Source organism: uncultured Christiangramia sp. (assembly GCF_913046405.1).
In the GTDB taxonomy this organism is placed as follows: Bacteria; Bacteroidota; Bacteroidia; order Flavobacteriales; family Flavobacteriaceae; genus Christiangramia; species Christiangramia marina.
Genome location: NZ_CAJWRQ010000054.1, coordinates 1 through 19,989 on the forward strand (window position 1 = coordinate 1; position 19,989 = coordinate 19,989).

General features: G+C 39.1%; 15 protein-coding genes and 2 pseudogenes. 6 read left to right on the forward strand and 11 right to left on the reverse strand.

All coding sequences use genetic code 11. The features are described 5' to 3' along the window. The 3 genes from QZ620_RS08550 to QZ620_RS08560 form a co-directional block, all read right to left on the reverse strand. Positions 1-2,042: efflux RND transporter permease subunit (locus QZ620_RS08550; protein WP_295180742.1), on the reverse strand; the 2,042-nt coding region annotated here is incomplete at its 3' end. Continuing rightward, on the reverse strand, positions 2,039-3,211 hold the full coding sequence (locus tag QZ620_RS08555) for an efflux RND transporter periplasmic adaptor subunit (RefSeq protein ID WP_295180769.1): 1,173 nt from the start codon (positions 3,209-3,211) through the stop codon (positions 2,039-2,041). The genes QZ620_RS08555 and QZ620_RS08550, both read right to left, overlap by 4 nt. Before the next feature lie 50 nt (positions 3,212-3,261). Next, on the reverse strand, positions 3,262-5,178 hold the full coding sequence (locus QZ620_RS08560) for an ATP-binding cassette domain-containing protein (RefSeq protein ID WP_295180744.1): 1,917 nt from the start codon (positions 5,176-5,178) through the stop codon (positions 3,262-3,264). A 67-nt stretch (positions 5,179-5,245) separates the two neighbouring features. On the opposite strand from QZ620_RS08560, the gene QZ620_RS08565 reads away from it, so the two are divergent. Continuing rightward, positions 5,246-5,629 carry a DUF983 domain-containing protein gene (locus QZ620_RS08565; protein WP_295180770.1) on the forward strand — a complete coding sequence of 128 codons (384 nt, stop codon included), beginning with the start codon at positions 5,246-5,248 and terminating at the stop codon, positions 5,627-5,629. Here QZ620_RS08565 and QZ620_RS08570 read toward each other — a convergent pair. From QZ620_RS08570 to QZ620_RS08605, 8 genes are all read right to left on the reverse strand, one after another. After that, entirely contained in the window at positions 5,626-6,696 is a 1,071-nt protein-coding gene (locus QZ620_RS08570) for an FAD-binding oxidoreductase (protein WP_295180746.1), read from the reverse strand. The two genes, QZ620_RS08565 and QZ620_RS08570, sit on opposite strands and share 4 nt — an antisense overlap. A 58-nt stretch (positions 6,697-6,754) precedes the next feature. Further along, the gene (gldN, locus tag QZ620_RS08575; RefSeq protein WP_295180748.1) at positions 6,755-7,648 is read right to left on the reverse strand and encodes a gliding motility protein GldN; all 894 of its coding nucleotides are present in this window, start codon (positions 7,646-7,648) and stop codon (positions 6,755-6,757) included. Between the two features lie 12 nt (positions 7,649-7,660). Further along, positions 7,661-9,211, reverse strand: coding sequence for a gliding motility protein GldM (gene gldM, locus QZ620_RS08580; protein WP_295180750.1), 1,551 nt, complete (start codon positions 9,209-9,211; stop codon positions 7,661-7,663). Between the two features lie 47 nt (positions 9,212-9,258). Continuing rightward, on the reverse strand, positions 9,259-9,906 hold the full coding sequence (gldL, locus tag QZ620_RS08585; protein WP_295180752.1) for a gliding motility protein GldL: 648 nt from the start codon (positions 9,904-9,906) through the stop codon (positions 9,259-9,261). A gap of 54 nt (positions 9,907-9,960) precedes the next feature. Continuing rightward, positions 9,961-11,325, reverse strand: coding sequence for a gliding motility lipoprotein GldK (gene gldK, locus QZ620_RS08590; RefSeq protein ID WP_295180754.1), 1,365 nt, complete (start codon positions 11,323-11,325; stop codon positions 9,961-9,963). A 117-nt stretch (positions 11,326-11,442) separates the two neighbouring features. Next, a complete protein-coding gene (locus tag QZ620_RS08595) occupies positions 11,443-12,603 on the reverse strand; it encodes a formimidoylglutamase (protein ID WP_295180756.1) in 1,161 nt (386 codons plus the stop codon). A gap of 3 nt (positions 12,604-12,606) precedes the next feature. Further along, a complete protein-coding gene (topA, locus tag QZ620_RS08600) occupies positions 12,607-15,171 on the reverse strand; it encodes a type I DNA topoisomerase (protein WP_295180758.1) in 2,565 nt (854 codons plus the stop codon). A 150-nt stretch (positions 15,172-15,321) separates the two neighbouring features. Further along, on the reverse strand, positions 15,322-16,302 hold the full coding sequence (locus tag QZ620_RS08605; protein WP_295180760.1) for a hypothetical protein: 981 nt from the start codon (positions 16,300-16,302) through the stop codon (positions 15,322-15,324). A gap of 162 nt (positions 16,303-16,464) precedes the next feature. On the opposite strand from QZ620_RS08605, the gene QZ620_RS08610 reads away from it, so the two are divergent. The 5 genes and pseudogenes from QZ620_RS08610 to QZ620_RS08630 form a co-directional block, all read left to right on the forward strand. Further along, positions 16,465-17,196 (forward strand): SDR family oxidoreductase, encoded by a 732-nt coding sequence (locus tag QZ620_RS08610; RefSeq protein ID WP_295180762.1) that lies wholly within the window; start codon positions 16,465-16,467, stop codon positions 17,194-17,196. A gap of 30 nt (positions 17,197-17,226) precedes the next feature. Next, entirely contained in the window at positions 17,227-17,463 is a 237-nt protein-coding gene (locus QZ620_RS08615; RefSeq protein ID WP_295180764.1) for a hypothetical protein, read from the forward strand. A gap of 299 nt (positions 17,464-17,762) precedes the next feature. Next, positions 17,763-17,969 (forward strand): annotated as a pseudogene (locus tag QZ620_RS08620) (urease subunit beta); the annotation flags it as partial. Next, positions 17,959-19,668 (forward strand): urease subunit alpha, encoded by a 1,710-nt coding sequence (gene ureC, locus QZ620_RS08625; RefSeq protein WP_295180767.1) that lies wholly within the window; start codon positions 17,959-17,961, stop codon positions 19,666-19,668. The pseudogene QZ620_RS08620 and the gene ureC, both read left to right, overlap by 11 nt. Before the next feature lie 27 nt (positions 19,669-19,695). Next, positions 19,696-19,989: pseudogene (locus QZ620_RS08630) on the forward strand (hypothetical protein); the annotation flags it as partial.

The window sequence follows — 19,989 nt, forward strand, 5'->3', positions numbered from 1 at the left end:
GGCTTTCCACCAAAGTTTCCACCGCTACCAAAGGTTAAACGTTCGACTCCGTAAACCTGTCCTACTTCGTCCCGAATTGCATTGGTAATTTCAGGAGAACCAAAATCACGTTCTTCTCCCGGTAACAAATTCACTCTCAAAGATGCTTTGTTATTACCCGGTCCAACTCTGCGAACAATATTTTTAACGACCTGCTTATTTCCGGTCTGGCGTTCAGTAAAATCTTTGCTCACTCCCCATGCAGCATCTTCGACCATGGAAATAATGCTATCTGTCTTCTTAGGATTTGTTCCTTCCGGCATCAATAGATCTATACTTACCCGGTCGCTGGCGATACTTGGAAATAAAGTAACGTTCACCACACCACCCATTACAGAACCTACTGTCAGGATAAACAGTGTGATCAGGATAGAGAGACTTAGAAACCTGTGTGCGACTGTAGCGCGTATAACAGGTTCGTATAGCTTATCCCGTAGATAAGCCATCAATTGATCCCCATATTTATTGATGATCCTTAGTTTCAGAAATAATCTCGAAAGGCCTTTCTTCTTTTTCTGTTCTTCTTCAGTTTCCCGAACTAAAGCCCTCGAATGAGCAATGTGCGCTGGTAGTATAATTAATGCTTCGACCAAAGAAACGACCAGGGTCAAAATAACTACGGTACTAACTTCGCCGAAGAATTCTCCAATCCGACTATCTAAAAACAGGAATGTGGAAAATGCAAGAATTGTCGTAATGATCGCGGAAAGAATCGGTGGTAACACTTCCATTGTTCCATCAATGGCCGCCTGCACCGGCTTTTTACCTCGTTCGTAATGCTGGTAGATATTTTCTGAAATAACAATCCCGTCATCTACCAGGATCCCGATCACGATAATCATCCCGAATAATGAGAGTACATTGATAGTTACCCCAAGTCCCGCGGCAAAAATGAACATTCCAAGAAAAGAAATAGGAAGCCCGAATGCTACCCAAAATGCCAGCCTGGTATTTAGAAAAAATGAGAGAAAAAGAAGCACTAAAATAATACCAACCGCTCCATTCTCAATTAGCAGTTGCGTTCTTTGATTTAGCGTGATACTACGGTCATCTTCCACAATGATCTTTAGCGTATCATTTTTCTCGTTAAATTCTTCTACATAATTACGAACCTTTTCTGCAGCAGAAATAAGATCCTCATTATTAGTCGTAGATATATTGACGCTTACCGCGATTTGTCCATTGATATAAGATGCATTCGGAGTTTCTGAAAACCTGTCGCGAATAGTAGCCACATCTTCCAGGGTAACGGTAGTCCCATCAGCTTGTGACTTTACTACCAACTTATTCAATTCCTTTCCGTAGTAAGAACGATTATCAGCACGAATTAGGAAATCTTCTTCCTGTGTTTTAATACTACCACCAGTGGTAAGTATATTGGCCTGAGCAACAGCTTGGGCTACTTCTGTAAAAGTTATATTAAAGGCCAGCAGGTCATTTTCATCGACTGCAATTTCGATCTCTTCATCAGGAAATCCAGACAGTTCAATTTGAGAAAGACCGTCCATTGCTCTTAGATCATATTCGATCTGCCTTCCTATTTGCTTTAAAGTTGCAAGGTCCACTCCCTCACCGCTAACAAAGAAGTCAAAAGTTTCACGGATATTTTCCTGTTTCGCGACCACCAATGGCTCCATACCCGACGGAAAATTAGGAACTCTATCCACTGCGTTCTTCACTTCGGAAAGCATCACATCAATATCTTCGTCTGAATCAATTTCCACTGTGATGCTACCACCATTCTCTCTTGAAACTGAAGTTACCCGGTCTACTCCCACCAGGCCTTTGAGGTTATGTTCAATTTTAAGAACAATTCCTTCCTCAATTTCTTCAGGCGCTGCTCCGGGATAGGTAACATTGATGGTTATGATCTCAGATTCGATCAATGGGAAAAAGGAAGATTGCATTCGCAACATTCCCACAACTCCAAATATGACAAATGCGATGATCATCACATTCACCGCAACGTGGTACTTTATAAAGTAACTTATGATACTTCTCATTGTACCTTGCTTTCAGAATTTGAATCAGAACTAGCTGCAGTATCTGCCGTATTATTTTCTTCAGCAATCTTTACCGGCATCCCATTATATGCTCCGGAAACCTGTCTGGTTATGATCACTTCCCCATCTGGTACACCTTTAATCACCACTTTTCGGTCTGAAAAATATACCGGCTTCACTTCGATGGTTTTTAATACGGAATCCTGAACGGTAAATATCTCATTACGATCATTCACTAAGCTTCGATCAATTTCGATCGCATTTTCTTCATTTCTTGCATCCAGATTGGCCTGCATATACATACCTTCCTTCAAACCTTGGGCAGCTACTTCGATAAAGACATTCACGGTCTGTGTAGCCTGATCTATCCTTGCATTAATTCGGCTTACTTTGCCTTCGTAACTTCTGTTACCACTATTATCGGTAAGACTTACTTTTTCATCAACCTTTAAGAGATCTGCGTACTGTTTTCCTATTGAAACCTGAAGTTCATAAACCTCGGGATCTATAAATTCTCCCAGTTTCTGTCCGTTTCGAATCAAAGTTCCCTCGGTAACCAGTGCTTCGGTTAGAACTCCGTTAAATGGCGCAGTAATCCTGTACTTTACCAGGCGCTGCTCAAGATTTTTAATATTGAAATATGCAGAATTAATACCTCGACCGCTTATAAAATAACGCTCTTTATCATTAGCTGGTTCTGGCAATGGCGGGATAGAACTGTTAACATCAAGATTATTTAAATATTCCTGCCACTTCGGAAAGATCTCCGGGTAGTCCAGTCTAAGATCTGGCATGATCGCCGTGATCTGGTTGTAAAGTTCACTTTTAGCTGATTGTACACTTGCTTCGTATTCTGCTGCATCGATCTTCAAAAGCGTCTGCCCTTTCTTGTATGCCTGTCCTGCTTTGAAATCCTGAGAACTGTAGCGAAACACTCCCTGAACTTCTGCGTAGAGTTCTACCCGATCTTTCGCTACCAGGTTCCCGTTCGCGGGAATCTTTATAGCTATAGAAGAATTTTGAACCGTATCTACGAATACCGTTTTTACGGTCTTCTGAATATTTGATTTAGGCTGTTCTTTGCTGTCTATGATAGCCTTTGCCCCAAAAATGGCACCTACTATGAGCACGACGCCCAGTAGAGAAAGTATGATCTTGCGTTTATCCATGGTAGTCGTTGGACTCAATTAAGCCCTGATAGTTTAATTAAAAAATCTAATTAGTTAATTTCTTCCAGGCTGAATTGAATTTCTTCCCATTCCTTCATCAAATTCTCCAGTTTCTTTTTTGATTCGTTATACTTATTCAAAAAATCTGTTCTGGTAATTGTTTTCTCATAATTTTGAGCCAGCTCCTTATCTTTAGACTTAATATCTTTTTCAAGCTTCGTGATCTTTGCTTCTACTTTGCTCAATTGGTTCTTAAGTCTTTTTGCCTCTTTCTGATCTTCAAAAGAAGACTGTTTATTTTTGGTCTTGTCCTGCTTGTTTTTTCTGCCTTTATCCGACTTCTCCACAGCTCTCATATCCTGCATCTTTCTTTGATCAAGGTAATAATCCAGATCCCCAAGATACTCTCTGATCTTATGATCACGAAATTCGTAAACTCTACTTGTAAGTCCTTGCAAAAAGTCCCTGTCGTGAGAAACGATGATCAGGGTACCTTCGAAATTCTTCAAGGCATCCTTCAATACGTTCTTGGATTTTATATCTAAGTGATTCGTAGGCTCATCCATTACCAGAACATTGAATGGTTCCAGCAACATTTTACACAAGGCGAGCCTGTTTCTTTCTCCACCGGAAAGCACTTTTACTTTCTTTTCAACTTCATCTCCTCTAAAAAGAAATGCACCAAGCATATCTCTTACTTTCGTGCGGTTTGTTTCATTGGAAGCATCTTCCATAGTTGCCAACACGGTCTTTTCCCCATCTAGATATTCGGCTTGGTTCTGGGCAAAGTATCCAAGTTGTACATTGTGGCCAAGTTTTAAAGTTCCTTTATGTGATATTTCACCTATGATGATCTTTGCCAGTGTTGTTTTCCCCTGTCCATTCTGACCCACAAATGCGATCTTACTTTGTCTTTCAATAAGTAGTTCAACATCTTTTAGAATCTGCTTATCTCCGTAAAACTTCTGAAGATTCTCTGCCTCAATAACAACCTTCCCCGGGGTTACCGAAACCGGAAAATTTACGCTCATTACTGAATTATCATCTTCATCAACTTCAATACGATCTATTTTATCAAGCCTTTTGATAAGTGATTGAGCCATGGAAGCCTTACTGGCTTTAGCCCTAAATTTATCGATCAGTTTTTCTGTATTCTCAATTTCCTTCTGCTGATTCTTCTGAGCTGCAAGTTGCTGCTCCCGTAATTCTTTTCTGAATTCTATAAATTCAGAATAAGGCTTTCGGTAATCATAGATGTGTCCCAGGGAGATTTCAATACTTCTATTGGTCACATTATTCAAAAACATTTTATCGTGAGATACCAGCATCACACAACCGGTATAATTATTCAGAAAACTTTCCAGCCAGATGATACTTTCGATATCAAGGTGGTTGGTAGGCTCATCTAATAGCAAAATATCATTACTCTGTAGTAGAAGTTTAGCCAGTTCAATACGCATTCTCCATCCACCGGAAAAAGTCTGGGTTAGTTTCTCAAAATCTTCCCGTTGGAAACCAAGTCCCTGCAATACCTTTTCAGTTTCACCCTCATAATTATAACCACCAATGATCTCATACTGGTGAGTGATCTCACTTAGATCTTCAATCAATTGACTATAGGAATCACTTTCGTAATCTGTTCTGGTAGCAAGTTGTTCATTGATATGCTCCATTTTCGCTTCCAGCTGCTTAATTTCTGCAAATGCCTGGTGAGCTTCATCGATCACTGTTCTTCCCTGTTCAAATTCCAGATCCTGCTTTAAAAAACCAATTCTAAGTTCTTTATCCTTAGCGATCTGCCCGGTATCATATTCCTGTTCTCCAGAAATGATCTTTAACATGGTGGATTTCCCAGCCCCGTTCTTTCCAATAAGACCTACCCGATCTCCTGCACCTAGTCTAAAACTTACCTCTTTAAAGAGATATTCACCCTGGAACGATACTGATAAATTATGAATATTGAGCATTTTGTAACTATTGTAACTTTAGAATTCGTGCAAAGATGCTTAAATTTGAATTGCAAAAAAAACGATCATCATGCTTAAAGGAACTAAAGTTTATAGTATTGTCACAGGCACCTGTCCTGTGTGTCAGGAAGAAAGCATGTATAAAGAGCAAAACCCCTATAAACTCAACCGGGTTTACGAAATGCACGAACGTTGTAGTAATTGTGGCACGAAGTACAAAATAGAGCCTTCATTCTTTTACGGGGCTATGTATGTAAGCTACGGTTTAGGAATCGCCTTTGCGGTGGCGGCTTTTGTTATTGCATACGTATTTCTAAGTGCTAGCCTCTTAACTTCCTTTTTTGCAATTGTTGGTACCCTTATTGTGTTTATGCCTGTGATCATGAGGTTGTCACGTAATATCTGGATAAACCTCTTTTTCAGTTATAAGAAGAATGCAGGTAAGGCCTAGTATCTTTTAAAATATCTTTTCTGAAACCTCGCAATATCAATTTCTTTTTCTAAAGTAGAATTCTCAAGTATATGATCAGCCAATTTTGGCGCGAGATAAGGAGCTATTAGAACACCACGACTACCAAAACCGTTGAAGCAATACATAGTGTCAAATTCCGGGTGTTTTCCAACTACAGGACGTCTATCCCCCGAAGTAGGACGTATGCCTGCCACCTGCTCCACTACCTTATAACTTACATTGATCACCTGTTTTAAGGAAGCTTCCAGTTGCTCCCTAGCTTTTGAAGTTATTTCTGGAGTTTTATCATGATTATTATAGGTCGCTCCTACCTTGTACAGGTCATTTCCCATAGGCATTATAAAAACTGAAGCTTTGATGGCAAATTCAAGCTTAAGTTCTGGTGCTTTGATAATAATATATTCACCTTTATTCCCGTGTAGTGGAAAATAGTTGAAAAACGGATTCTTGGTGACACCGAATCCTTCGCAAAAAATAATATACTTTGCATGTATATCCCTGTACATTATGCAGTCACTATCCATTTTCACAAGATCATGGTCAAATTTTTCAGCGATCAATTGCTGTTTCTTCTGAAGCTGATCTCGATAAGCATCTAACATAATTTCGGTATCGATGTTTCCGGTATGCATAACGCGTCCAAACCCATAATCTGTCTCTACTGAAGGATTAGAATTCTTTACCAGTTTTTGATCCAGAAAAGGTGCTAGTAAGGGTTTGTCTGCAGCTACGAACCAGTCATTTTGCTCTTCTATTGAATAAAATCTTCTATAAATATCCCAGTGACGTATAAACTTCTGCTGTAGTTCCTGTTCCAATTCAGCGTAAAATGGAATAGAAATTTCCATTTGTTCTTTAGCTTTCCATGCGGGCGTAAATCGCTTTAGAATAACTGGATTAAAAATACCTCCCGCAACATACGAAGAGGTTTGGGAGCTGTTATCAAAAGTGATAAAGCTTTTGCCTCTTGAATGTAGTTCACGGCTAATAGCCAGCCCAGCAAGACCAGCCCCTACGATTATAAAATCTACCTTTTTATTTACCATGAGTTTAAAATAAAAAAAGCGCTCCTAGAAGAGCGCTTTTGAATATTAAAAAGTGATGTTAGTAACTCCACATATCCTGTTCAAAGTTTCGAATTTGCTCTTTGATTCTCTGAGATTCCAACAGTTGCATAAATGCATTATCTGCGATATACTCATCGATCTCACGGTCACCCTGCACATTATCTTCTTTGTAGATGACACCATCAAAACGCCTGGCGTTCAATAAGTGATCGAATGTAATGGTTTGCGCCGTGTTACCTCCGGTGAATACCAGTGCATCATGAAGAACTTCACGCGCATCTGGATACCATACCCAGAATAACTCAACCAAATCTGTTTGTCCTGAATCTATAAAGTTAACATCTGGTGCTACCGGAGCAATCCCTAGAATTCTATACTTTAATTCTGCAAGACGCTTATCAAAATACCAGATCCCACGAATATGATATTCTACGATATCTGCAGCTCCAAGATCCCGACGATCAATGAATTGAGCATCTACCTCTTCCCCTGCATTATACTGTTCGATCCCGAGATCTGTTGTATCCACTTTGGAAATAGTAGCGCTAATATCTTTTAAAGTACGTTTTTCAGTAAAATAAGAATCGGCGTAAACGTTTTGAATCTTCCCCTGTTTGATAGCTGAAGTAAGCACATCATACAATGACCTTCTGCTAGAACCAATATTATTGGTATCTATTGGATAGTACATTGGAAAGTTCACTCTTTCATCCAAATCTATGATCTCCCAGGTTCCTTTAGACCATAAAATATCACGGTCTCCAACGTACCCATATTCGAGAGGTTTGTCTTCCTGATCTACCATAGCCTGAGCTTGCGATTTCTTCCCGATGTCCTCAGGTTTATTCGCATTCAGGATGTTTGCCTGACCGAAAGAAGAAGCACCCATCATCATCACAAAACCATAAACAAAAATTTCTTTCAAGCTCATTATATTCAATTTTTAGTTTGTAAGCTCAATTACGACTGGCGCAACTTTCTTAAGCTTATAACTTGAGTTCCCCTGCAGGGAAGCATTAATATCATAAATCTGAACAGATTCACCTCTACCAGCTCTTCTAAGAGCGGCTTTAGCTCTGTCATCAAGTCGACTACCACTTACGTTGATCGTTGGCTGACCAGGTACCTTAAATTTAAATCCTGTAACATTAAGATTTAAATCGAAATCGAAATCTGGAAGGTTAGCTCCAACTGTAGCGATTTCCAAGGAATTTCTCTGCATGGATACAGATCCATCTTCTCCACGAATCGTTCCAACTGGTCGAGGAATATCCTTTACTCGGAAAGTTTTTCTGTCTGAAACAGTCTTACCTCCTGGAAGTTCACCGCTTACGCTAATAGTAACTTCTCTGGCCTGTAGAGTAGTAACATCCATCATATAACTTCCAGCACCACCAGAAGCTCTAAGCCCTGGAGCATTTGCACTAACACTGCTTACACCAGGAATGGAAATCGTCATTGGGTTCTGAACTCCACGATATACCACATTCATCTTATCTGCTGAGATAACAGCAGAATTTGGCAACGGAATCACATTATAAGAATCTGAGATCTCAATACTTTTTAAAGAATCATTCTCAAGATACTGAAGCTCACCAGTAATTTTTTGCTCACCTACATTTCCAGCAGGGAACTTTAATACCACCTGTCCCGCTTGAGTATTTTCAACTTCCTTACCGTTGATAGTTACTTTCTCGAACTGTAAAGTGTTATCAAAACGTCCTAGAACCACTTTACCACTGAATTCCTCACCGCTAAAAAATGCCGGTTTGTCTGGAATTACGATTGCCTGGTAATTACTTAAAGAAACATCGCTCTGTAATTGTCCAGATAACATTTGAGACAAGATCTCACTTTCTGTACTCTTTACATCCGCTTGAATCTGAGTCATCTTAGTCAATGAAGCGATCAAAGGGAATCCCTGGTAGTTATAATATAGCCATGGCTTGGTAACCCCGTCACCATCTGTAACTTCTTCTGTAGCGAATTCTCTTCTTACATTTGCAGCAAGTTGAGGGTATTTATTTTCAAGGATTGCAGAAACCTGCTCACGATAATTATCGATCTGATCTACAAATTCCTGACCCGTTGGAGAAACTCTGCCACTCTGGAAGAACATTTCATCAAGTTGATCAGCCTTGTCCATTTCCTCATAATTCCACTTACCGTTATCTTCCTTTTCCATATCGGCAGTAAGATTATTCTTTACCCCTTCAATGTAATCGTTAAGTTGTGTTGATAACTGGTCGATCTTGTCTGCGTTCTCTTTAATTGAGGTGTACTTTGCAGGTTGTTCATCTACTTTCTCAGCAAGACCAGCCATATAAGCAGCATTTCGATTCTCTGCAGTAGCGTTAGCCGTACTCAATTTTTCATTCATCATTCCAAATGCGGTAAGAACCTCTTTGGACATATTTAGTGCCATCATAGCGATGAAAACCAAATACATTAGGTTAATCATCTTCTGCCTTGGCGATTGTTTTCCGGATGCCATGTCTAATTAGATATTTTAATTAATAATTCGCTTAATTGAATATTCAATTAGACTCTTGGTTTTCCATTCATAGCTGTTAGCATTCCTCCGTAAACATTGTTTAGAGAAGCCATATTATTTGCTAACGAATCCATTTGTGCTTTAAGTTTACCCGCATTTTCTGCAACAGCCTGATTAACCTCTGCCTGTTTAGAAGCAGATTCAACCTGTACTTTATAGATACTGTTCAATGTTTCCATTTGAGCAGCAGCTACAGTTAATTCTTCACTATATTTCTTTTGAGAAGCCATTGAGTCAACTGTTGGGGCAATTCCTTTTGCGGCACCTTCAAAATTTCTAATACTATTTCCTAAAGAAGACATTAGATCTGCATCCAATTTTGCCTCTTTCAACATCGCATCAAGTTTCTTAGACAAAGATGCTTCAGCTTCTTTCTGCTCCACTACAACTGCATCTCTTCTTGCTCCTGTACCTCCAGCTAATTCTGGATACACTAATGACCAGTCAAGTTCATCATCAATTGGTTCGAAAGCTGAGTAGGCAAACACCAATGCTTCCACGATTAGACCGGCAATAAGCATTTCATTACCACCCGGCCAGTGCATAATTTTAAATAGCGCTCCTAATATAACTACAGATGCACCAAGACCATATACCATATTGGTCACCCGTTTTGCTCCTCTTGATTTTGCCATAACTTTAAGCTTTAAATTTTTTTGTTGGTTTATTGATAGGTTGAAGTTCTAATATTATTTGCTGGATTGATTCAGCGTAACATCTGTTCCAAGATAATCCTGAACAGTCCTAAAGCCAATATAGCTTCTGGCTGAATCCATATATTCGTAATCCCTTGAGCTTACCTGTAAGAAGTAAGCCACATCTTTCCATGAACCACCTCTCACTACTTTCCGCATATCCTGTGGATTGTTCACGGTCGGGTTCATTGTAGACATATATTCGTAAGAACCTGGATCATAACTTGAGTCCACCCATTCTCCTACGTTACCAGCCATATTGTATAAACCGTAATCATTAGGGTCATACGACTTAGCTTCTACTGTGTAAAGCGCCTGATCTGCGGCATAATCACCTCGAAGAGGCTTAAAGTTAGCCATAAAACAACCTCGATCGTTCAGAGTGTAAGGACCACCCCATGGGTAAGTTCCACCTTCCAGACCTCCACGAGCAGCATATTCCCACTCACCTTCGGTTGGGAGCCTGTAAGAAGGTACGTTTGAATCTCCTTTTTCTCTTCGGAAGTCATTATGATATTTTGTTCTCCATTGAGTAAATGCTCTTGCCTGCTTCCAGGAAACACCAACAACAGGGTAATCATCAAATGCACTATGCCAGAAATAGTCATTATGCATAGGCTCATTGTATGAGTAATTAAAGTCTCTAATCCAAACTGTCGTATCGGGATAAACAGAAACTTGTTCATTCTTGATATAGTTACTTCGGTCACCCTGCTTTTTAGCGGCAGACTGAATGTCCATATAAGAATACTGGAATTTTAATTTCTTTACATCGATAGTTCTCTGACCGTTGTATACTTCATCCATTGGGATATACATCGAATCCATTACCTCGGCATAGTATACATCCGGATAATCTTCAGTATCCCAGTAAATGTCGATATCTTTATTCAGCCTTCTATTCGAGTAATCTTCTGAAGGACCACCCTGACCATAAGTATTTAACATGTACTCTTCGTAAGGAGTCATATTTCCTTCTTCAGCGTCTGCAAAGGCAAATTCACCAATCCCATTATCACCCGCAGTAGCACCTTGTAACTCAGCCATTTTAGCAAGTTCCACCCTTACTACAGAATCCTTTACCCAATCCACAAATTGTCGATATTCAGAGTTAGTGATCTCAGTCTCATCCATATAAAATGAACGTACGGTAACGGTCTTTGGAGGAGCATTCTTCTGTCCGGCAATATCATCATCAGATTTACCCATGACGAACGAACCACCAGGAATTAATGTCATACCATAAGGTTTCTCCGGATTCCACTTCTTTCCCTCCGCACCTACTAGCTGTCCACGATCGCCTCCACCACAGCTTGAAAGCAAGGCCAGAACAGCAATGAGCGAAATATACTTCTTCATAATTATCTTAGGTTAAGACATTTTGATTTAAGGCAGTAAACCTATCTAAATATTTTTTAAAAAACAATATTTCCGATAAAAATACAGCAATTACCGATAATGCCTGACTTTATTATTTTATACTTCGTTTTTTCTTTTGGCCTTATACCACCGTTCAGGGATCACCTGGTTGCAAGCCTCCAGATAATCTTCTTCACTGCAAGGTAATAACGTATGCCTTTTTAATTTATTATTGACCGAATTTAAAAAAGGAATTTCGATCCACCAACGCCCACTTACAGGACTCTTAAAGAATACCAGTATGTCATCATCTATTGGAACCTGATATTTTATAAAATCTTTTTTGGCCGAAATTGTATTCTCATTTGTGCGGTAATTTACCCCTTCAATGAAATACCAGATGATCTGTGCTACCAGTGTATGAGTGAGTTTATTCATCTCATTCTGATATTCATAAACACCAAATGAACTTACTTTATCACTAATTCCTGCATATCGTGATAAAGCACAAATTTCCCTGCCATTAAAGCCATTCGGACTACTGAAGTAATCTGAATTTGCAGATGCTGAGTCTATAGATCTTATATCGAGACCCACAAGATTTGCATTCCGCATAATAGGTTCCATGTGACCAATATTCGAGGTCACTTCTCCCAATCTATAAGCTTCAAAGAACAAACGCTCCATCAATTCTATCTCCTCCTGGGAGTTAAAATAAGTTTGATATCCAATCGTAGAATAATTAAATAAATTATATGGCTTATCTACGACGATTTTTCCTACAAACGACTGATTACTAATAGGTTTATCTGCATCACCAAGATCAAATTTGCTATCGATATTTACCAGGTTCACCATTTGATCGAGATGATCATATGCACGATACTGCGCATAGATCAGATCCTGACTTCCACCTAGAATTACAGGAATGATATCCTGTTTAATTAGATCTGCACATAGTTTCGAAACTGCATAATAAGTATCTTCAACTGAATCTCCTTCTTGAATATCTCCCAGATCTGCCAGGTTCAAACGCCAGTTTCCTGGATACAGACTATATAACTGCCTGCGTAAACTCTCAAAATCGGGTGTTGAATCTTCTCTAACAGCCCGGCGATTCTCTCTTACTCCGAATATCGCTACATTAACCTTATCAAGGTCTGGTAAACCATGTTCAGATGTATGGAGTTTTAATTGCGCACCAATGGTTTGCGCATTCAGTTGAGTGATTTCATCCAGTAAGTTTTCTGATACAGGACTAAGAAAATCGAACTCCATATTTTATTTCTTTTTGGGTGATGTCTTTTTAGTAGTCTTTTTGGCCGTGGTTTTTTTAGCAGTCGTCTTCTTGGTCGCAGCTTTCTTCTTGGCCGGCTTTTTCTTGACAGCCTTCTTCTTGGTCTTCCCGCTTTTCTCCAGAATATCCTGCACCTCTTCTAGGGTCAGTTCCTGAGCATTAGTAGTTTTAGGCAGCTCAACCTTCGCTTTGCCTTTGATAACATTAAACCTTCCCCAACGAGCTTTTTCCACACGAATTCCTTCATCTTCCCAGTGGTGAATCAACTTATCTTTTTCCTTCTGAATCTTATCATCGATCAATTGTTCGATATCTTTATCTGAAAGGTTATCAAAGTCATATTTCTTGTTCACATTAATGAACATTCCATTCCACTTCAAATAGGGTCCGAATCTACCAACTCCTTTTTGAACCGGATGATCCTTATATTCGTAAATAGGAGCATCTGCCTTTTCTTTCTCCTTGATAAGTTCCATGGCTCTGTCAAACTCAACATTTAAAGGATCTTCTCCTTTTTCAAGAGAAACAAAGGTTTTCCCGAAGCGTACATAAGGGCCATAACGCCCATTATTCACCTCTACACTTTCCCCTTTATATTCACCAAGTGTTTTTGGTAATTGAAAAAGATCCATCGCCTGCTCATAAGTTAGAGTCTCCATGCTCTGGTCCGGGCTCAAACTGGCGAAACGAGGCTTTTCCTCATCTTCCACACTACCAATCTGCACCATAGGTCCGAATTTACCTAAGCGTACACTCACAGGTTTACCGCTTTCCGGATCTTCACCCAGAATTCTTTCCCCAACTTCTCTTTCCGCATTTTGTGCAACATCCTGAACATGAGGATGAAAATCTTTGTAGAAGTTCTTCATCATAGACTTCCACTCTTCATTTCCTTCAGCAATATTATCAAAACTCTCTTCTACTCTAGCGGTGAAATTATAATCCAGAATATTGGAAAAATGATTCACTAAAAAGTCATTTACAACCATTCCGGTTGCTGTAGGAACAAGTTTCCCCTTATCACTACCTACGGTTTCGGATAATTTCTCTTCTCTAATCTTTTGATCCTTCAGAGTGAATTGCAAATATTCTCTTTCGGTTCCATCTACAGATCCTTTTTCAATATAATTCCTGGATTGAACGGTTGAAATCGTTGGTGCATACGTAGAAGGTCTACCAATACCAAGTTCTTCCAGTTTTTTAACCAGCGAAGCTTCCGTATAACGATAAGGAGGCCTGGTAAATCTTTCGGTTGCAGTGATATATTCGTTGTTTAAGGCTTGTGAAACCTTTAAAGCCGGTAACATTCCGCTTTGTTCTTCATCCTCATCATCGCTACCTTCCAGGTAAACTTTCAGGAATCCGTCGAATTTCAAAACTTCACCATTGGCAGAAAATTGATTGTCGTGCTTATCTGCCTCAATCTTCACATTGGTTCTTTCCAGCTGTGCGTCGCTCATTTGTGACGCGATCGCTCTTTTCCAAATCAGTTCGTATAATCTTTGCTGATCACGATCCCCGGATATTGTATGTTTTTTAAAACTTGTAGGACGAATCGCTTCGTGAGCTTCCTGAGCTCCCTTGGATTTTCCCTTAAATTGTCTTGCCTTGGCGTACTTATCTCCGTAAGCCTTTTCAATTTCTTCTTGAGCTCCCTTTCTGGCTTCTTCGGAAAGGTTTACAGAATCTGTTCTCATATAAGTAATATGACCGGCCTCGTATAGTCGTTGTGCCATGGTCATGGTCTTACTTACTGAAAAATATAGTTTTCTTGCAGCCTCCTGTTGCAATGTTGATGTTGTAAATGGAGGTGCAGGAGTTTTCTTCGCTGGTTTCGTAGTAAGATCTGAAACCTTAAAACTTGCACCGAGATTATCCTTCAGAAATTGTTCTGCCTCTTCTTTTGTATCAAAGTTCTTCGGAATCTTAGCCTTAAAAGACTTACCTTCTTCCGTAGAAAATTCAGCATCAATTCTATAAGATGCCTGTGCGGTAAAATCCTGAATTTCTCTTTCGCGCTCTACGATCAGTCTTACTGCTACAGATTGTACTCGACCAGCCGAAAGACCACCTTTCACTTTCCTCCAGAGTACTGGCGAAAGTTCATAACCTACCAGCCTGTCCAGAACTCTACGAGCCTGCTGAGCGTTTACCAGGTTATAATCGATTTTCCTGGGATTATCGATCGCCTTCAGGATCGCCGACTTGGTGATCTCATGAAATACAATCCTTTTAGTTTTATCGTCTTCCAGCTTAAGCTCCTCTGCAAGGTGCCAGGCAATTGCCTCTCCTTCCCGATCCTCATCACTTGCTAACCATACCATTTCAGCAGTTTTAGCAAGACTCTTAAGCTTTTTTACAACATCCTTTTTGTCTTTGGATACAATATATTTAGGTGTAAAATCTCCTTCGGTATCAACCCCTATCTCTTTAGTGGGCAGATCAGCGATATGCCCAAAACTGGAGGCAACTTTATAATCGCTTCCCAGAAACTTTTCAATGGTTTTAGCCTTAGCAGGAGACTCAACAATCACTAAATTCTTAGCCATAAATCTGTTGGTTTGTAGTTGCAAAAGTATATCAATTTTTTAATTTGCCATCAAACTTCAATTAAAACGGGCAGCAAGCCTGCGGAAACCACCAGCGATAAAGGGTAATTGAAATACTTATTTTTTTTCTGAAGGGATCTTCAGCAAAGATTATTCTGTATGGAAAAATACAGAAGAAACACCCGGCATATCGTATTGCAGGTCTGGTGATATATTTCCTGAAACTGAAGTCGCATCGTTGAAAGCAAGGATCTTACCACCATTATTCGCAGCTTCAGCAACAAATATCACATTGTAAGCGCTGTTGTACACAATATTCACAGGATTACCAAGTAAGGTATTATCGCCAGAGATCCGGAATTGCTCATCAAGGGCTACAAAACCATTTTGAGCAGCATTAAATTTTTCTTCAAAATTCTGAATAATATGTAATCCTCCATCTGTCGCAGATTCAGCTTCACCAATATCTGAAAGCACCATAATACCATTATCGAAGTCCAGACCATGAGTTCTAAGCAGCCCCTGGAATGCCACCTGCTTATTCGCGGTCGCCAGAACATTCGTAGTATAAGTAGCTGCAAAATCCCTGTACACGGCAATCTTGTTGGTTTCATCCACCGCTGCATACAGATCATTTCCTATGAACTCCAAACCCCAGAGCTTGAATTTAGTGGTTACAACATTCCGAAGTTTAAAGGAGTTTTCTTCCCGTACATAAATGAACAGCCGACCTTCTGGTGTAGTTTCATCAAGATCCAGATCTGTATTATCTGAAACCACATAAATATCACCCTGAACGGCAAGATCCCTTCCGCTCTGGTAATGAATATTGCCAAGAATATCTGCATCAAGTTCAACCTCGACACTATTGGCATAGTCGGTTATATTATGGTAAGATTCCAGTCTACCAGGAATTCTGGATACGATTGTAAAACCATTGTCGGCAGAATTGTAATAAATCCCTTCAGCGTCTGAAGAATTTAGCTTGAAAGTACTGGAAGTGGCATTATTGATATCAAACTTTTTAACTTCCCCGTTATGGTTCGTCGCCAACACCCATGCGGTTGCAGAGGTCTGCACGCTCTGGTTGCCATCATCATCACTGCTACATGCTGCAAGTAGAAAAATCAAAATAAACAATAGGGAAAAGTGCTTCGTCAAATCCTGAAAATTTCTACGAAGATAGAATGAATCTTAATTCAGGAAAGTTCGAATTCGTTAAATATGTGTTATTTGAACCTATTTTAACGCAGAAAACGCTCTTAAAGAATCATCTTACTTAAAATGAAAATGATGAATGAAAAGGATCGAGTAGCGGTTATCACGGGAGCCAGTAGCGGAATTGGCAAAGCGATCGCGATAAAATTGTCTAATGAAAATTTCACCGTAGTGCTGGCGAGCAGAAGTGTTCCTGAAATGGAAAAAATTCAGCAGGAACTTCCAGGAGAATCTATGGTTGTGGAACTGGATGTCACCAGCACAGAAAGTGTCACCAAAGCATTTGGCAAAGTTGACGAAAAATATGGCCGAATAGACATTCTAGTGAATTCTGCAGGGATTATGCCTCTCACCTATTTAAAGAACCGACACCTGGATGAATGGTTGTCTACTATAGAAGTGAATGTTCAGGGTACGCTTAGATGTATTTACTCTGTTCTACCACTTATGAAAAAACAGGAGGATGGTCACATTATTAATATCGCCAGCGTGGATGGAAAGGAAATTTTTGCCGGCGGTGCCATCTATGGAGCCTCTAAAGCAGCGATCATCGAGCTTAGCAAGGCGATGAGAATGGAACTTTCACCTGAATTTAATATTCGGGTTACCGCGGTCGAACCAGGCACAGTAGACACCAACTTAAGAGATGGAATTACAGATACTGAATTACTGGAAGATAAGGATTACGGAGGTGATGAACCCATGTTGGATCCTGCGAGCATTGCAGATGCAGTATATTACGCGGTTTCACAACCAGCTTCTGTAAATGTGAATGAGCTTTTAGTAAAACCAACCGGAAAAGCATAGAATTAATAAAAATCAATCAAAATAAAAATTATGGGTATTGGACATATAATGAAATTAGGAACTAAATTTTTAGTAAGAGGAATTATTTACAAATCTGGTAAGAAAGCCGCGATCAAAGGCGGGAAATTAGGAATAGGAGTATTTTCTGTTCTCTATGCAGGTTACCTCGCGTACACACTACATAACCTTCGAAAAGAAAGTATAGAAGAACAAAAACAATTAGGTGTAGACAGAGGTTGGGATCGTAAAACGGTAGAAAAAAGCTAGGTTTAAACCACATCTTTTAAACTATACGCAGATCAATTTTAGAAATTTCAGTATTCAATTTTGTGCATATAAAGTTGAATATTGAAATTTTCTATTTACTACTATATAGAACTCTATTTTAAGTCCTGGTAAGAAGTAGCCTGTTGGTTTCGCTGCGGAAGAACCCGGAATCATTTTTCAGGTTTAGAATCCTTCAGATTAAAATTCAAAAAGTCCTGAAAAAAGCCCAAAAACCTTAAAAAAGTCCCAAAAGAACCTAAAAAATCCTGAAAAAAGCCTTTAAGTTTTCTTAAAGGCTTTTTTATGAGGTAAATTCTTTTCTTAAATTTGATAGAAACAAAACTTTAGGCATGAGGCTAAATATTGCATCAGGAACAGCTATTCGTTTTGAACCAGGACAAAGTAGAGAAGTTCAATTAGTTGATTATTTAGGGAAAAAAAATATTTACGGTTTTAATGCCCTTGTTAATGGGCCTTTAAAGAAGGCAAAAAATCATGACAAATAAAATTAATAGAAAATCTTATGCAGCAATGTACGGTCCTACAGTGGGAGATAAAATAAGGCTTGCAGATACAGAATTATTTATAGAGGTAGAAACAGATCATACTGTTTATGGAGAAGAAGTAAAATTTGGGGGAGGTAAAGTAATTAGAGATGGAATGGGACAAAGTCAGATAAGCAATTCAGAAGGAGCTGTCGACACTGTCATTACTAATGCTGTAATTTTAGATTATTGTGGAGTAATTAAAGCAGATATAGGAATTATTAATGGTTATATTTCAGAAATAGGTAAAGCAGGTAATCCTGATGTACAACCTAATGTGAATATAATTATAGGTCCCGGGACAGAAGTAATTGCAGCTGAGGGTAAAATTTTGACTGCAGGAGGGATCGATGCGCATATTCATTTTATTAGCCCTCAGCAAGTGGAAGAAGCTTTATATTCTGGGATTACCACTATGCTAGGTGGAGGAACGGGGCCCGCAGAAGGAACAAATGCAACTACATGTACACCTGGACCATGGCATATAACTAAAATGCTAGAAGCGGCAGAAGGATTACCAGTTAATTTAGGCTTTTTTGGGAAGGGAAATGCATCTAATACAAAACCTCTATTAGAGCAAGTCAGAGCTGGAGCATGCGGTCTTAAGTTACATGAAGACTGGGGGACCACGCCTTCCTCTATCGATACATGTCTTAAAGTTGCAGATAAAATGGATGTTCAAGTTACTATACACACAGATACATTAAATGAATCTGGCTTTGTAGAAAACACTATTGCAGCATTTAAAGGAAGATGTATTCATGCATTTCATACTGAAGGAGCTGGGGGAGGACATGCTCCTGACATAATACGCTTGGCTGGAGAGAAAAATGTTTTACCTTCTTCAACAAATCCAACAAGACCTTACACCATAAACACGATTGATGAGCATTTAGATATGTTAATGGTATGTCATCATCTTGATCCAAAAATTCCAGAAGATATAGCATTTGCTGAGAGTCGCATTCGAGCTGAAACTATAGCTGCGGAAGATATCTTACATGATATGGGAGCTTTTTCTATGATTGCATCAGATAGTCAAGCTATGGGAAGAGTAGGAGAAGTAATCACAAGGACTTGGCAGACAGCTTCAAAAATGAAATTGCAGAGAGGTTTTTTACCTGAAGATGATACAGGAAATGATAATTTAAGATGTAAAAGGTATATAGCAAAATACACTATAAATCCCGCAATTTCCCATGGAATTTCTCATGTGGTGGGGTCTGTAGAAAAGAACAAATTAGCCGACTTGGTTTTATGGGATCCAGCGTTCTTTGGAGCTAAACCTGAAAAAATTATTAAAGGTGGTGTAATAAACGCTTCTTTAATGGGTGATCCAAATGCGTCCATTCCCACACCTCAGCCAGTTCATTATAGACCTATGTTTGGACAATTTGGTAGTTCAATGCAGAGTGGTTCTATTATATTTGTCTCTCAAATTGCTTATGATAATGGATTAAAGGAAGCACTAAAATTAGAGAAAAAACTTATTCCAGTAAGTGGGACAAGAAATATATCAAAATCTGATATGGTTTTAAACCATTATACACCAGATATAAAGGTGGATCCAGAAACATATGAAGTGAAGGCTGACGGCGAGCTATTAACTTGTGAACCTGCGGAGATACTTCCTTTAGCTCAAAGGTATTTTTTATATTAGTTAATAAGGAGAATTACAATTTTAATAATTAAGTCTTGGTCTAGATCAGGTCTATGGCCTGATGAGAAATCAAAAGATCAAATTACAATGATATCAGCAGATCGCTTTTGTAGAAGAAAGATGTTGACATTAGATTCTGGAAAGGAGGTGATGTTAACCTTGGAAAAAGTTGTTGGTTTTAGAGATAACGATGGTTTAGAATTAGAAAATGGTGATTGGGTACGAATTAAATCGGCAAAAGAAGATGTAATAGATATAATCTCCAAGAATGATAAGCACCATTCACTTTTATCTTGGCATTTAGGTAATAGACATTTAGCA